Annotated in this window: 19 protein-coding genes and 1 riboswitch; of the genes, 6 read left to right on the top strand and 13 right to left on the bottom strand. The window is 41.0% G+C overall.

Translation table 11 applies throughout. The annotated features are described in order from the left end of the window. Positions 1–7 precede the first annotated feature (7 nt). Genes ACED20_RS07650 through ACED20_RS07635 form a run of 4 tightly spaced genes read right to left on the bottom strand, consistent with a single transcriptional unit; the run spans position 8 to position 1915 of the window. A complete protein-coding gene (locus tag ACED20_RS07650; protein WP_294202410.1) occupies positions 8–196 on the bottom strand; it encodes a hypothetical protein in 189 nt (62 codons plus the stop codon). Beyond that, positions 189–1193, bottom strand: coding sequence for a grasp-with-spasm system ATP-grasp peptide maturase (gene gwsG / locus ACED20_RS07645; protein ID WP_294202411.1), 1005 nt, complete (start codon positions 1191–1193; stop codon positions 189–191). Before gwsG ends, ACED20_RS07650 begins: the two co-directional genes overlap by 8 nt. Beyond that, positions 1190–1729 (bottom strand): hypothetical protein, encoded by a 540-nt coding sequence (locus ACED20_RS07640; protein ID WP_294202412.1) that lies wholly within the window; start codon positions 1727–1729, stop codon positions 1190–1192. Before ACED20_RS07640 ends, gwsG begins: the two co-directional genes overlap by 4 nt. 3 nt (positions 1730–1732) lie before the next feature. Continuing rightward, a complete protein-coding gene (locus ACED20_RS07635; protein ID WP_146941859.1) occupies positions 1733–1915 on the bottom strand; it encodes a hypothetical protein in 183 nt (60 codons plus the stop codon). A gap of 485 nt (positions 1916–2400) precedes the next feature. On the opposite strand from ACED20_RS07635, the gene ACED20_RS07630 reads away from it, so the two are divergent. The 3 genes from ACED20_RS07630 to ACED20_RS07620 all read left to right on the top strand — a co-directional run bounded on the left by ACED20_RS07630 (position 2401) and on the right by ACED20_RS07620 (position 4248). Then, on the top strand, positions 2401–3642 hold the full coding sequence (locus tag ACED20_RS07630; RefSeq protein WP_294293306.1) for an MFS transporter: 1242 nt from the start codon (positions 2401–2403) through the stop codon (positions 3640–3642). Between the two features lie 165 nt (positions 3643–3807). Continuing rightward, positions 3808–3996, top strand: a complete 189-nt coding sequence (locus tag ACED20_RS07625; RefSeq protein WP_294202380.1) for a hypothetical protein — start codon at positions 3808–3810, stop codon at positions 3994–3996. 90 nt (positions 3997–4086) lie between these two features. Beyond that, positions 4087–4248 (top strand): hypothetical protein, encoded by a 162-nt coding sequence (locus ACED20_RS07620; RefSeq protein ID WP_378104080.1) that lies wholly within the window; start codon positions 4087–4089, stop codon positions 4246–4248. Positions 4249–5561: 1313 nt separating this feature from the next. Here the strand turns inward: ACED20_RS07620 and ACED20_RS07615 are convergent. The 3 genes from ACED20_RS07615 to ACED20_RS07605 form a co-directional block, all read right to left on the bottom strand. Beyond that, the gene (locus tag ACED20_RS07615; RefSeq protein ID WP_378104079.1) at positions 5562–6866 is read right to left on the bottom strand and encodes a voltage-gated chloride channel family protein; all 1305 of its coding nucleotides are present in this window, start codon (positions 6864–6866) and stop codon (positions 5562–5564) included. A gap of 31 nt (positions 6867–6897) precedes the next feature. Beyond that, positions 6898–6970, bottom strand: a riboswitch (Fluoride riboswitch). A gap of 333 nt (positions 6971–7303) precedes the next feature. Then, entirely contained in the window at positions 7304–8182 is an 879-nt protein-coding gene (locus ACED20_RS07610) for a sugar phosphate isomerase/epimerase (RefSeq protein WP_294241722.1), read from the bottom strand. Between the two features lies 1 nt (position 8183). Continuing rightward, positions 8184–8651 (bottom strand): acyl-CoA thioesterase, encoded by a 468-nt coding sequence (locus tag ACED20_RS07605; protein WP_294202375.1) that lies wholly within the window; start codon positions 8649–8651, stop codon positions 8184–8186. 96 nt (positions 8652–8747) lie between these two features. Here ACED20_RS07605 and ACED20_RS07600 point away from each other — a divergent pair, with 96 nt between their 5' ends. Further along, positions 8748–9104, top strand: a complete 357-nt coding sequence (locus ACED20_RS07600; protein ID WP_294202374.1) for an arsenate reductase family protein — start codon at positions 8748–8750, stop codon at positions 9102–9104. A gap of 395 nt (positions 9105–9499) precedes the next feature. Here the strand turns inward: ACED20_RS07600 and ACED20_RS07595 are convergent, their stop codons facing one another. From ACED20_RS07595 to ACED20_RS07570, 6 genes are all read right to left on the bottom strand, one after another. Further along, positions 9500–9868, bottom strand: a complete 369-nt coding sequence (locus tag ACED20_RS07595) for a DUF3060 domain-containing protein (protein ID WP_294241724.1) — start codon at positions 9866–9868, stop codon at positions 9500–9502. 109 nt (positions 9869–9977) lie between these two features. After that, positions 9978–11054 (bottom strand): glycine cleavage system aminomethyltransferase GcvT, encoded by a 1077-nt coding sequence (gene gcvT / locus ACED20_RS07590; RefSeq protein ID WP_378104077.1) that lies wholly within the window; start codon positions 11052–11054, stop codon positions 9978–9980. Between the two features lie 14 nt (positions 11055–11068). Beyond that, positions 11069–11545: a hypothetical protein gene (locus ACED20_RS07585; protein ID WP_294202369.1), complete on the bottom strand. Its 477-nt coding sequence runs from the start codon at positions 11543–11545 to the stop codon at positions 11069–11071. Next, positions 11542–12060, bottom strand: a complete 519-nt coding sequence (gene idi, locus ACED20_RS07580) for an isopentenyl-diphosphate Delta-isomerase (RefSeq protein WP_294202367.1) — start codon at positions 12058–12060, stop codon at positions 11542–11544. The genes ACED20_RS07585 and idi overlap by 4 nt, the downstream gene beginning before the upstream one ends. 162 nt (positions 12061–12222) lie before the next feature. After that, positions 12223–12483, bottom strand: coding sequence for a hypothetical protein (locus ACED20_RS07575; RefSeq protein ID WP_294241726.1), 261 nt, complete (start codon positions 12481–12483; stop codon positions 12223–12225). Then, a complete protein-coding gene (locus tag ACED20_RS07570; protein WP_294316629.1) occupies positions 12480–12830 on the bottom strand; it encodes a hypothetical protein in 351 nt (116 codons plus the stop codon). Before ACED20_RS07570 ends, ACED20_RS07575 begins: the two co-directional genes overlap by 4 nt. Before the next feature lie 241 nt (positions 12831–13071). Between ACED20_RS07570 and ACED20_RS07565 the strand changes: the two genes are divergently transcribed. Both ACED20_RS07565 and ACED20_RS07560 read left to right on the top strand, forming a co-directional pair. Beyond that, positions 13072–13482, top strand: a complete 411-nt coding sequence (locus tag ACED20_RS07565) for a phosphoheptose isomerase (RefSeq protein ID WP_294202384.1) — start codon at positions 13072–13074, stop codon at positions 13480–13482. A gap of 89 nt (positions 13483–13571) precedes the next feature. Then, complete coding sequence (locus ACED20_RS07560; protein WP_294241732.1) at positions 13572–14531, top strand: D-2-hydroxyacid dehydrogenase; 960 nt, start codon at positions 13572–13574, stop codon at positions 14529–14531. Positions 14532–14577: the final 46 nt, after the last annotated feature.

Below are 14577 nucleotides of genomic sequence, written 5' to 3'. Positions count from 1 at the left end.
TGTGAGGTCAAAACTTCGATATTTTTTTATAAAATTTTTTACTTACATAGATTCCGGAGCCGTTCTGGAGAGACGATTTGATATTGGAATCCCGGTAATCCGGAAGCTTCTCGTTCGGGCTGAACAGCGCATTGAGATTTCTTATGATATAAGATCCTTTATTCTTCTCAATAATCTTTTTTATATGATCAGGCATATTCTTTTTCTTTCTGTTGTATTAAAAATTCTGCCACTTCTTTTTCCAGATAATAATTGCACGGCTGGGAAACCATCCCGAATTGACCTACAGGATTTACTTCTAAGAAAATATATCTTCCGTCCACATGCTTAATCATGTCGATAGAGCCGGAAGAAAGATGTAAATCATTCATCAGATCAGTCAGGCTTTCTTTTATGGCCTGTGGCAAATGATAGGGTACGCACCGGTTCGGATTGAAGATATCGTAGTTCCTGAAATCCGTTCGGGTCCGGCTGCTTTTCGATGAAAAGATGGCCATCGGATAGAACTTACCGCTGAGGTAGAATATTCTCAGTTCAAACTTTTTCAGGATGTTCTCCTGAAACAGAGACGGTGTGAATACGTCGATCTCACATTTTTTAACCGGTTGGGTATGGGTACCGTACATTCCCCTTGAATCAGAGAACGTAACCCCCTCGAAAATCGGCTTGGTAATGAGGTTTTTCTTCAGATCTGAAATTTTCCGTAAAGATTCGCGGCTGTTGGCAATATAGGTTTCAGGAATCGTTAAGCCATGCTTTTTCGCCAGTCTTAAAACTTCAATCTTATCGATTTTAAGAGAATCCTTATAATAATCGAACCATTTCCATTCCGGATAAAAGTCATAAAGAATCCTTAAAAACCGGTTTCGCTCAGCAGCATGGAATTTGGCAAACCTGATGACGTTCCCATCGATCTCCTTTTCCTGCGTGACGACCTGTTCGTACACCATATCAATAAACCTTCGGCACCACACGACCTTTATCTTTTTAAGATCGATTTTTCTGCTATTAACCTTATCAAAAATTTCCAGCTCATGACCATTCAGATTTATAAATACCTCATAATACAAAGGATCGGCAATCCGGTCCACATTCAACCTTATAAAAGGAACCCCGTAATGGTTCAGCCAGTCGCATACGCTGTTGGTAGTCAGTTCAAAATCCGCTTTTGAGATAATTAAAATTTCGCTCATAATTCCAATCCTTCCATTTCCTGGGACATATGACGTTCATAAATCGCAGGCTGGTCTTTATAAAATCTTTTATATTCCCCGACAAACAGGTAATTCGTATCACCGAAAGTAAAATACCTTTTGTAGATTTTTTTCCTTCCTTTCCTGTCATTTTCGCTGAAGCTGATGACTTCCTTGTTGTAAAGCTTCACCGTTACCGTATCATTTTTCCGACGTACTTCTTCAGGAATATGTTTGACGACAAACAGGCTGTAGTACACATCATTGCCTTTTTCCTTTTTAATTTGTCTTAACCGGTCATAATAAGTAAAAACGAGCTCTCCATACTTTCGGTAAAATATCCTATGGGCTAAATATCGTCCGCCATAACTGTGAAATTTAATATCATGATTGTTACTGGTAAACAAATAACTGTAATTGTCATTCTCATTATGCCAATCGGAGGCCGTCGCGCTATAACCTGAACATGAGGCCAGCAGGACTAAAGAAACGAAAGCCAATAAGAATTGGCTTTCTGCTTTTTTTAGGATAGTCATACCTTACAAATCTGAACCGGAAGCCCAGTCTGAATCATCCGTTGATCCGTCATCTGAGGTATGCCCGTTACTGTTCGTAAGAACCATCGTTTTAGTAGGTTCAAGCGCCTTTTTTCCTCCTTTTACGGAAATCATGTCATTAGAATTTAATTTCTTGCCTTGTAAGGACTTTAGCTGTTTTTTCATTTTTAAAGTTTTGTAGTTAATAATCAGATCAAAGTTTAGACACGTTAGATCTTTATTGGTGCCACCTGCAGGCTTATTTATCCATCTTTCGGCTGTATTACGTACTACAGCATACTCCATGTTTAGATATTTCGGTTCCTAGCTAGTCATAATAATGTAAGAAAGCCCGGAATTTTATTATTCTCACTTTATACGATAAGTTCCCTGAACATAAAGATATTCTGTTGTTGGAAACAATTATTCGTTAACTTTTTTACAATGTTAAATATTTTTTTTGATTTAAAAAAGAGGTTTTTAAATTCTTTTAAAAATTTTAAGGCAGCATTAACTTTACCGCTGAAAAAGTAGAAGAAAGTCCCGAGACATTGATTTAAAAATTAAAAATATCAATGTATCATTGTTTTTTAATTAAATTACTTTAATTCGAAATTAAAATACCGCAGGATTGAAATTAATTTTTATTTTTAGTCAAATTTAAAATTACCATGCAGGAACTCTCCTCCTCTTCAAAACTGAAATATATTTTCTCAATCCCCGTAATCATTTCCGCTTTGGGCTATTTTGTAGACATCTATGATCTGCTGCTGTTCGGCATTGTCCGGATTCCCAGTCTGAAAGCGTTGGGGCTTAATCCGGATACGGACGGAACCTTTATCCTGAATGCCCAGATGGTCGGCCTGCTGATCGGCGGGATTTTCTGGGGGATTTTCGGAGACAAAAAGGGAAGGCTTTCAGTCCTGTTCGGATCCATTCTCGTTTATTCTCTGGCTAATATTGCCTGCGGTTTCCTGCCTCATTTCCCAAAAGAGCATCTGGTATACCAGTACGCCGGATTGCGATTTATTGCAGGGATTGGCCTTGCCGGAGAACTCGGAGCCGGAATTACCCTGGTTTCCGAAAGCCTGCCGAAGAATTTAAGAGCTATCGGGACGTCCGTTGTAGCCGGTTTCGGCCTGATGGGAGCAGTGGTGGCGCAACTTACGGTAGAATTGGCAGGCGGGTGGAATATTTCTTATCTCATCGGCGGTGTGCTGGGAATCATGCTGCTTTTTCTGAGAATCAGTGTCTCCGAATCCGGGATTTATAAAAACATTGAACATAAATCGGTTTCCAAGGGAAATTTTTTTTCCTTTTTCACCAATAAAGACCGTCTGATCCGATATTTAAAATGCATTGCCGTCGGGTTGCCTACCTGGTATTGCATTGGGATTTTAGCCGTATTGGCCAATCAGTTTGCACCGGAAATGGGCATTGCCAGTCTTAATCCAGGGAAGGCGATTATGTGGGCTTACATAGGTATTTCTGTTGGTGACCTTGCCAGCGGGTTTATTTCGCATCTTCTGAAATCCCGGAAAATGGCTATCTTTTATATGCTTGCCTTTACCATTGTCGGGGTAGCCATCATGCTGTTCGGAAATACGAACTCGGAAACGAAATATTATATGTTCTGCGTCTGGCTGGGGCTCGGAACAGGATATTGGGCAATGTTCGTTACGCTGGCCGCCGAGCAGTTCGGTACAAATATCAGAAACACAGCTACCACTACCGTCCCGAATATGGTACGCGGGCTGGTTCCGGTGATGATCTTTGCATTTGATGTTTTAAAGAAAGATTTTTCCGTAATCATAAGTGCTGCCATGGTGGGAGCCATTGTCTTCGGGCTGGCGTTTTATTCAGCTCTTACCGTTTCGGAAACGCATGATAAAGACCTGGAATTCGTAGAATAAATTCCGGTGTTTAAGAAATATTTAAAACAACTTTTACGTTATACGGTCAATAAGTGGAACAAGATAAATAAATTATCAAATTTCATATTAAATTATGCTTTGAATAATTAATATTTGTTTAACTTTGAAACGTTACCAAATTGTTTAATTTAAAAACCAATCACAATGCACAATTTTTTAAAAAACGCGAAAAAGCTAAAAAAAGCAGAGCTTAGAAACATCACAGGGGGAATAAGCGGAACGCCGGATCTTTCAAAATGCGGATGCAGCTGTTCAGGATCTGTAACGGGACCATTTTACTGTGTTCAGTACATCGCTTGTCCGCAGGTTTACACTTGTAACGATGCTATATAAGAGCTTGTCTCGATTAGAACTAAACATTTCCACATTTAATACGCAAAAGCCTTTCGGATCTTCCGGGAGGTTTTTGTCATTCTGGGAGTAATGCTTTTTGAACACGAAGCTCACGGAGGATTTTATTATGATGTTGTTTTTAAGGTTCACAAAGCCGCAGGTGCTTATAAGAGCGATGAAACCAAAATTTTTGAACAGACCATTGAAGAACGGAAGCGGACTAAAAGCTCCGTAGGAGCTGCCTGTTCATAGATGAATAAAAATATTAATCAAGCCCCGTAGGGGCGACCTGCTATCTGCTGTCCGCCGATGGAACACGAAGCTCACGGAGGATTTTATTATGATGTTGTTTTTAAGGTTCACAAAGCCGCAGGTGCTTATAAGAGCGGTGAAACCAGAATTTTTGAACAATATGATATGTTTTGAAGAACGGAAGCGGACTGAAAGCTCCGTAGGAGCTGCCTGTTCATAGATGAATAAAAATATTAATCAAGCCCCGTAGGGGCGACCTGCTATCTGCTGTCCGCCGATGGAACACGAAGCTCACGGAGGATTTTATTATGATGTTGTTTTTAAGGTTCACAAAGCCGCAGGTGCTTATAAGAGCGGTGAAACCAGAATTTTTGAACAATATGATATGTTTTGAAGAACGGAAGCGGACTGAAAGCTCCGTAGGAGCTGCCTGTTCATAGATGAATAAAAATATTAATCAAGCCCCGTAGGGGCGACCTGCTATCTGCTGTCCGCCGATGGAACACGAAGCTCACGGAGGATTTTATTATGATGTTGTTTTTAAGGTTCACAAAGCCGCAGGTGCTTATAAGAGCGGTGAAACCAGAATTTTTGAACAATATGATATGTTTTGAAGAACGGAAGCGGACTGAAAGCTCCGTAGGAGCTGCCTGTTCATAGATGAATAAAAATATTAATCAAGCCCCGTAGGGGCGACCTGCTATCTGCTGTCCGCCGATGGAACACGAAGCTCACGGAGGATTTTATTATGATGTTGTTTTTAAGGTTCACAAAGCCGCAGGTGCTTATAAGAGCGGTGAAACCAGAATTTTTGAACAATATGATATGTTTTGAAGAACGGAAGCGGACTGAAAGCTCCGTAGGAGCTGCCTGTTCATAGATGAATAAAAATATTAATCAAGCCCCGTAGGGGCGACCTGCTATCTGCTGTCCGCCGATGGAACACGAAGCTCACGAAGAGTTTGTTACCATCTTGCTGCTCTAAGGTTCACAAAGCCGCAGGTGCTTATAAGAGCGATGAAACCAAAATTTTTGAACAGACCATTGAAGAACGGAAGCGGAATAAAAACTCCGTAGGAGCTGCCTGTTAATAGTTGTAAATAAAAATATTAATATAGCCCCGTAGGGACGACCTGTTATCTGCTGTCGGCTAATGGAGTACAAAGCTCGCGAAGATATTTCCGGAATGATGCTTCTTTAAGGTTCACAAAGCCGCCTGTGCTTAAAAGAGCAGGCTGCCTAAAATCAAATGGCTTATTCAAAACAAACATTCATCACTCATCACTCATAATTCATCACTCATCATTTATCTGTTATACATCTTCAAAACTCTTATCGACCAGATGTTCGGATCGTATGTTTTTGGCTTCCCCGATTTTTTGTTTCGTATAAATGCTGTTATTTCCGGAAAAGAGATAGGATACCACACAGGCAATCGCTACGTAAACCCCGCATTCTGCGCCGAACAATTCAACGCCCATCAGCATACAGGCCAGCGGGGTATTGGTTGCTCCTGCAAAAACTGCCACAAATCCCATTCCTGCCAATAAACCGTACGGAAGCGAGATTACTAAGGATAAGGCACTTCCCAAGGTGGCTCCTATAAAGAACAGCGGAGTTACTTCTCCGCCTTTAAAACCCGCGGAAAGCGTAATGATGGTGAAAATCATTTTCAAAGCAAAATCATAAAAAGGGAGGGACTGGTCAAAAGATTCCAGAATAGCAGGGATTCCCAATCCGATATAACGGGTGGTTCCCATCGCAAAAACAGCAGCGGCAACGAGTATTCCCCCAATTACGGGACGCAGCGGCGGATATTTTATTTTGGATTTGAAAAAGAAATCGGTTTTATGGAGTAGTTTACTGAATGCTGCTGCACAGATTCCAAAAACAATGCCTGCAAGAATGCTGTAGGCAACCGGAAGAAATTCAAGCTTCGGAATAAAATCAATGTGATAATGCGTGTGTTTGGCTTTCCAGAGATTCGTAACAATATCCGCTAAAATGGCAGCTACAAAAGCCGGAAAAATAGCATTGTAACGAATCTTTCCGATGAGAAAAACCTCCAGTCCGAAGACGGCTCCGGCCAGTGGAGTTCCGAAAACCGAACCGAATCCTGCGGCCATTGCAGAAATAAGCAGGACTTTGCGTTCATTTTTATCAAGCCTGAAGGGTTTGGTGAGCTGGTCGGCAATCGCTCCGGCCATCTGCAGGGCTGTTCCTTCACGGCCTGCCGAACCACCGAAGAAATGCGTAACGATGGTTCCCAAATACACAAACGGAGCCATTTTCAAAGGGATCGTGTCATTGGGTTCATGAATGTTTTCCAGCAACAGATTATTCCCTGCTTCCACATTTTTTCCGAAATGGTGATAAAGTACACCCACCAGAAAACCGGCTAACGGAAGAAAAGCAACGATCCAGATATGGCTTTCCCGGAAATCCGTTGCCCATTGCAGGGACATTAAAAAACCTGCTGAAGCAGTTCCGACCAGGCCGCCGATGATACTGCTGATCAAAAGCCATTTAATGACATACGGAAGCGATGGGTATTTCCTGAAAAAGAATTTTATATGAAATTGAAGATATGTGCTTAAAGTGCGCTGAAGTTTAGACATAGTTTTCCTGATCAAATTATGGTTGATAATCTATTAATCAGGCGTCATCAGCCCGTTTGAAACGAGGCGGTTGGGGAAGGAAGAACACCATTTCCTTTTGTAATGCAAAGATAAAAATAATTTTAGATAGTTTGAATTAAAAATACAAGACTTAGAGGATGTTTAAATTTTAATTCAGCAAACTTTCCGTCATTTCTCTTAATTTTCTGAATTAAATAAACTTTGTTTATTCTTCACTTTAATACAATGATTTCAATTGATTTTATTGAATATCGCAGGGCAACCGACATATTATTTTTTTAAGCTAAAATAGCTTAAATTCTTAATGTTAAAATATAAAAGGTAAATTTAAACAGACTCTTAGAAGATGTTTAAATTTTAACCCAGAAAATTTTTGTCATCTCTCTTAATTTTCTGAATTCCAGTAATTATGCCCATTAAATATTCCTCAGAAAAAAATCGTTTTTCAGAATATAATCCCGGCTTATCGTAATGCTTTCAAACATATCCTTATCACTGGTATCCTGTTCCAGAAACCAATATTTCAGCCCTGCTTTTTCTCGGGCTTTAAAAATGCGCTCAAAATCGATGCTTCCGTTTCCTATTTCTGCAAAATCCTTTGTCCCGGCTTTCATGTCTTTCACATGCCAGAGCGGAAAACGCTTCGGGTATTTTTCAAAATAGGTCAGCGGATCCATCCCTGCTTTTGCCATCCAGTAGAGGTCGAGCTCCATTTTAACAACATCCGGGGAAGAATTTTTTAAAATAAAATCATAAACCGTTTCCGTTTCATCAAGTTTTTCAAATTCAAAATCATGATTGTGGTAAGCGAACCGAATTCCTGCTTTACGGGCAGTTTCCCCCGACTTGTTCAGAAGTTCCGGAAGCTTCCGGTAGTTGTCCGCAGTACGTTCCTCCGGAAAAAGATAAGAGCAGACCATATATTCTGCACCGATGTCATAAAGGTCTTCCACCGATTTTTCCCATCCGTTCAGCAGGGTTCCGGGATCATGATGAAGGATTCCGGTAGTGTGGTGGGAGCTGATGACTTTCATTCCGGTATTTTTCAGGATCTCCTGAAATTCGTTTCGGGATTTCCCGAAAAAGGTTCTGTTATAACCGTAGATTTCCAGGCGGGTAAAACCTAATCCGGCGAGCTTTTCCAGTGTTTTTTCCAGGTCTTCGGAAAGAGCATCACGAACAGTGTATAATTGAATGGCCAATGTCTTTGTATTGCTTGAAAGGTTAGAAATTCCGCAGGCATATAAACCTAATAGTCCCAGCGACGAAAGTTGGATGAAATCTTTTCGCTGCATACTATAAAAACGGCTTCATTTCGTCTTCGATCTGTGTCCTGAGTTCCATCAGCCGGATGGCATATTGCTCCTTTTGTTTTTCCTCTTCAGTTTCCGGAATCCATTTGGGAACGGGAAGTTTCTTGCCGTTTTCGTCCACTGCTACAAAAACAATAATGCAGTGGGTTTTCTTATCGAACGTCGGTTGTTTCAGGTTTCTCGACGATACATTAATGGAAATATGCATGCTCGAAGAACCGGTATAAATTACCTGCGCTTCTACCTTTACCACTTCCCCGATCTTGATCGGCTCATAAAAACGGATTCCGCCAACGTAAACCGTTACGGAATAATTTCCGCTCCAGGTTGTGGCGCAGGCGTATCCTGCCTGATCGATCCATTTCATGACGCTTCCGCCATGGACGTTGCCTCCGTAATTCACGTCCGAAGGTTCTGAAATAAACTGAAAGGTAACCGGTTTGTTATCCATCCTGTAAAAATTTGATTAAAGGTATTTATAATTTTTAAAAGTTTGGATTAAATCTTACTTTTGAAAACCGAAATGTAAATAAATTCCTGAAAATAAATGAAAAAAGTATTTTACCTCAAAACCTGTGATACCTGCCGAAAGATCCTTGCTCAGTTCGACCTTACCGGATGGGAAATCCGGGAAATAAAGAAAGATCCGGTGACGGAAGATGAACTTGCCGAAATGTATGTGCAAACAAAGTCTTATGAAGCACTGTTCAGCAAAAAGTCTACTCAGATCAAGCAACGAGGGCTGGATGTAAAAACACTGACGGAAAATGATTTCAAAAATCTTTTGCTGGATCATTATTCCTTCCTGAAACGTCCGGTTTTTATCACGGAAGACCGGATTTTTGTCGGGAATGACAAAAAGAATCTGGAAGAATTGAGGGCATTTTTTGGAATGAAAGATTGATGACAGACTAAATATAAACCTCATAGGTTTTCGAAACCTATGAGGTTTTTTTAAGATCTGCGATTGCAGTTTCAATCAGAGAAAAATTTTGTAACGAAGGGGTGATTAACCTAACGGGTTTTCAAAACCCGTTGGGCTTTGCTGCACGAAACGAGCGTCTCCGGAGGCCTATAGTCTAAAGACAGGCTGGATCATCCTAGCCCGGATAGGAACGGCATCCTTTTTTGTTTTTTGGCCGGACCTTGATTATTAAAGTCCAAAAGCTGTAAAAACAAAAAAGATATAGAGGATAGCCGGATCAAGCTCCTGAAAATCAGTCGTGAAATCCCATGTTAAAATAAATAACTCCAGAGGTCAAGAAAACCGGAGCTATTTTATTAAAGATTGAAATTGTTTTATTTTTTACGGACGCTGTTGCCTACGCCGCTGGAAGATACGGAGGGTTTACCGTTTTTATTGGGCGCGGTCGTATAGAAGATTTTGTTGTTGGTTCCCTCCACGGAGATCCGGGAAATTTTGTCGGTATAGATTGTATTTCCGGAACCTGACACTTCCAGCCGTGAGACGTATCCATTGATGGTAATGATGTTCTTCACGCCTGAGATTACTGCCGTTCCTCCATCCGAAGAATAGGTTTTTGTCTGCCCTACACCGTCTACAGTGATGGTACCGGTGCTCTGGCTGTTGGTGCGTGCCTGGGCACTGGCGAAATGCATACCGAATAAAAGGATCCCGAAGGCTGCTGTTTTTTTCAGAATTTTCATACGATGATATTTGAGTAGAATATTGCACAAGAAAAATGCCAGTTGCTGAAAACAGCATAAAAAAACCGTCCTGCAATGATACAGAACGGCTGTTAGATTTAAATTTCCGTTATACAAAAGGTGCTTTTACTACTTTTGCCGGAATATTCTTGTTTCTTACCTGGATGAAGATTTCAGAACCCAGCTTGAAGTGTGGTTTGTCTACGTATGCAAGACCCAAGCCTACTTTTTTCATCGGCGACTGGGTACCGGAAGTTACTTTTCCGATCACGTTTCCTTCGGCATCTAACACAGGATAGTCGTGTCTTGGAACGCCTTTGTCAGTTAATTCAAAACCGACTAATTTTCGGGTAACGCCTTCTTCTTTTTGCTGGGCAAACGTTTCTTTGGAAACAAAATCTTTATCGAATTTCGTGATCCATCCTAAGCCGGCCTCGATCGGGGAAGTGGTGTCGTCGATATCGTTTCCGTACAGACAGAATCCTTTTTCGAGACGTAAGGTATCTCTGGCAGCCAGACCGCAAGGGATAATTCCTTCTTCAGCACCTGCTTCGATGATGGCATCCCAAAGGGTTGCGGCATCTTCATTCTTAAAGTAGATTTCAAAACCTCCGCTTCCGGTGTAGCCGGTGTTGGAAATGATGACATCGTTTACCCCAGCCACGGAACCTATGGTGAAGTTATAATAAGGAATTTCGGAAAGGTTGCTTTCCGTCAGTTTCTGAAGGATTTCCGTTGCTTTCGGACCCTGAACAGCTAGTAATGACATATCGTCTGAGGCGTTTGTCATTTTGGCCCCGAATGTGTTGTATTTGGAAATATGATTCCAGTCTTTATCTATATTTGAAGCATTGACAACCACGAAATATTTATCGTCTTCCATTTTGTATACGATCAGGTCATCTACAATACCTCCGTCTTCGTTCGGAAGGCAAGAGTACTGAGCTTTACCGTTTTCAAGCGCATTTACATTGTTGGTGGTCACATACTGCAAAAGTTCTTTGGAACCCGCTCCTTCAATGAAAAACTGTCCCATGTGGGAAACATCGAACAGGCCTGCTTTTTCTCTTACGGCAAAATGTTCTTCGGTAACTCCTGAGTATTGTACAGGCATTTCAAATCCTGCGAAAGGTACGATTTTAGCGCCTAAAGATACGTGCTTGTCGTACAATGCTGTTTTCTTCATGTTTAATTTTATATTTATTTCTTTATTTTAAAACTGTCGAAAGCTTCGTTGAAAAGCTTCATATAATTCCCGTTCCAGTATTTCTGTCCGCAGTTGATGGTAACCAGGAAGAGATCTTTATCCTTCTGCAGGACTTTGGTGGTCCAGACCAGCTTCTGTTTTTCGTCAAAATATGTATACAGGTACTCGGTGTATCCTTTCTTTCCGTTCTTGGTTTTGATCTTACTTTCTTCATCCGAAGATTTATACAAAGCAAGGATGAATTTTTTGGTTTCCGTTCTCGGGAGGTTCAGGTCGTGGTATTCCGAGATGGTAATCGCACCAACTTCATTGCCGGGAAAAATATTGATGATATTGCTGTCGTCCGTTACCTTCCAGCCTTCGGGGAGTGTGATGGAGTAGTTGTCGTTTTCATAGACTTTTGTCGGAACCGACTGGGAAAATACCCATGATCCGATAAAAATCAACATGGCTGCAGTTAATCTTTTCATCGGTCTGAAAAATGGTGTTTGTATTCTTCCAGGATAATCTTGAACCATTCCGTAAAATGTTCCGGGTTTTCAGTCATCTCTTTATCCAGGTTTTCCATGGAAATGTAACGTACTTCCTCCACTTCGTTGGTATTCAGTTGGAACTCATCTTCAAAAATACCGGTAAAAACGTGGTCGAGCTCATGTTCCCAAAGTCCGTTGCCGACGTCCGCTTTATAGATGAAATTGAATTTTTCCGTCAGTTCCGTATCGATACCGAGTTCTTCTTTCAGCCTTCTTTTAGCCCCTTCAAGATAGGTTTCTTCCTCCCTTGGATGCGAACAGACGGCGTTGGTCCATTTCAACGGAGAGTGGTACTTACCCGAAGCCCTTTTCTGCAGCAGCATTTCGCCGTTCCTGTTAAATAAGAATACGGAGAAAGCACGGTGCAACAGGCCATTAACATGGGCCTGCTGCTTTTCCATAAGGCCAAGAACTTTATCTTCGGGATTTACTAAAACTACGAATTCTTCCATTTCTACAAATGTAAGTGTAATAAATGTATTTTGGAAATTTTTGGTAAAACATCATATTTTTTGAATAATCGGGGTTTTGTCGATTACCAAAGATAACTGTTACGGATCGCTCCTTCTGCTTTAAAAAAAACCGTTTTCCAAAAGACAAACAACTTGTTGTGATTACTTTATGTCTTTCCAGATATTCCGGTGAAGGGTTTCTATCGTATTTCCTTTAATGACAAACTTGTCCGGCCCTTGGATATAGTCGATCTCTCCATGGCTGTAAGTCATTAAATTATAATTTACCGTTACCGTATCTCCTTTCTGTTCGAAAGTCAGGAACCGGAAATCCGAAAAATTGGAAGAAGAATTTGGCATCTGGTAAAAATCCTGCTTAATCAATTGTTCTGCTGCTGCATCTTTCCGAAACCATTTTTTCACCAGGTCTTTCTGTGGCTGCGAACCCTGTTTTCCAAGTCCCAAAGCCGTTGTAAGGCCGCAGTTCCCATCTTCACAACTGAACCTCCTAGACCACTGTATAAAGCAGCGATCGCCTTCAAGGGTTCAGAAAGTTTTGCAATATCATTACCCTCGATTATTCCGGGAGTCTCTTTGGATTCGGTGATTAAGCGGTAGGTTTCCGTTTTTGCCTGCTCTTTAATTTCTTCAACCGGAGTATGATCTTTTTCAGGCGGAGTACCTGCTATGGTATCAGAATTTTTCAAGACTGCTTCTTCCTTTTTATCGTTTTTGCTGCATGAAAAGAGAATAAGTGTACAAATTCCCATAGCTGGCGGGTGAATTTTCATAGGTAATTCTATATTTGAGTTCCGCAAAATACCATATTAAATGATTTCAAAAGCCTCAGTAATGGCGCAAAAACAAAAATTTCAGATAAAATATTTAAAACAGGATGATTGCCGATATTATTTATGAAATAAATGTTTTTTCAGGCAGAATTTAATATAAAGCAAGATTAACAAGCCTTTTTGCAGTAAAAACCCTAACTTTGTGATTCAAATTTTTATGATGGAATTAGAATACATAGATCACTTGAGTCCGATTCTGAAGGACGGCGTAAAAAATTATTTAATCGATATCGACGGAACCATTACTGAAGACGTTCCGAACGAGGAACCTGAAAGAATGGTTACCTGTGAGCCTTTTCCGGATGCCCTGGAAACCATCAACAAATGGTACGACGAAGGCCACCAGATCTGTTTCTTCACTTCAAGAACCGAAAATCTTAAGCAGATTACCATCGACTGGCTGGATAAGCATGGTTTCAAATACCATAGTGTATTGTGCGGAAAGCCGAGAGGCGGAAATTACCATTGGATAGACAACCATTTGGTACGCGCTACAAGATACAAAGGCAGATTTACCGATCTTGTGGAAAAGCAGGTTACGATTGAAGTATTCAGGGAAGAAGAGGAATAAAAAATTTACCGTAAAGATTAAACGATTAAATCTTGCAGCAGCAGGATTAACGTTCGTTTTTTTCAAATATTAAATCAATAAAAAGTTTTATGAAAGTTTTAGCAAACGACGGGCTGGATCAATCCGGCATTGATGCATTAAAAGAAAAAGGGTTTGAAGTAATAACCACAAAAGTTCCTCAGGAACAGCTGTTGGATTACATTAACGAACATAAGATCCGTACGATTTTGGTGCGTAGTGCCACCCAGGTGCGTAAAGACATCATCGATAACTGTCCTTCGATCGAAATTATTGGAAGAGGAGGTGTAGGAATGGATAATATCGATGTAGACTACGCCCGGGAAAAAGGAATTCATGTGATCAATACGCCTTCGGCTTCTTCGGAATCCGTTGCTGAGCTGGTGTTTGCCCATCTTTTTTCAGGTGCAAGATTTCTGCAGGACTCCAACAGAAAAATGCCGTTGGTAGGCGATACCGATTTTGCCGGCCTTAAAAAGGCCTATGCCGCAGGAATCGAGCTGAAAGGTAAAACCATCGGGATCGTCGGTATGGGAAGAATCGGGCAGGAGGTTGCTAAAATTGCTCTTGGTCTGGGAATGCGGGTAATCGCAGCAGACAGCAATGTAGGAAGAGCAAGCATCAAAGTGAAATTTTACAACAACCAGTTTATCAATGTAGATATTGAAACGGAACCGCTTCAGGACGTGCTGAAACATTCGGATTTTATTACGCTTCACGTTCCGGCCCAGAAGGAAGGTTACATGATCGGAAAAAAAGAATTTGAAATCATGAAAGACGGTGTGGCGGTGATAAACTGCTCAAGAGGAGGGATTATTGATGAAGCGGCCCTTATTGAAGCGCTGGATTCGGGTAAAGTGAAATTTGCAGGACTTGATGTTTTCATCAATGAGCCAACGCCTTCCAAGGAGATCCTTACCCATCCGAAGATTTCCATGACTCCTCATACGGGTGCTTCTACACTTGAAGCGCAGGACAGGATCGGATTATCGCTGGCAGAGCAGATTTCCAGTATTTTACAGATTCAATAAAGAAATTTTTCACCAGTATAATAATAAAGCACTTCAAAATGAAGTG

Source organism: Chryseobacterium sp. sg2396 (assembly GCF_042610505.1).
Taxonomy (GTDB): Bacteria; Bacteroidota; Bacteroidia; order Flavobacteriales; family Weeksellaceae; genus Chryseobacterium.
The sequence above is the reverse complement of the archived record's forward strand: the minus strand, read 5'-3'. Positions and strand labels throughout refer to the sequence as shown.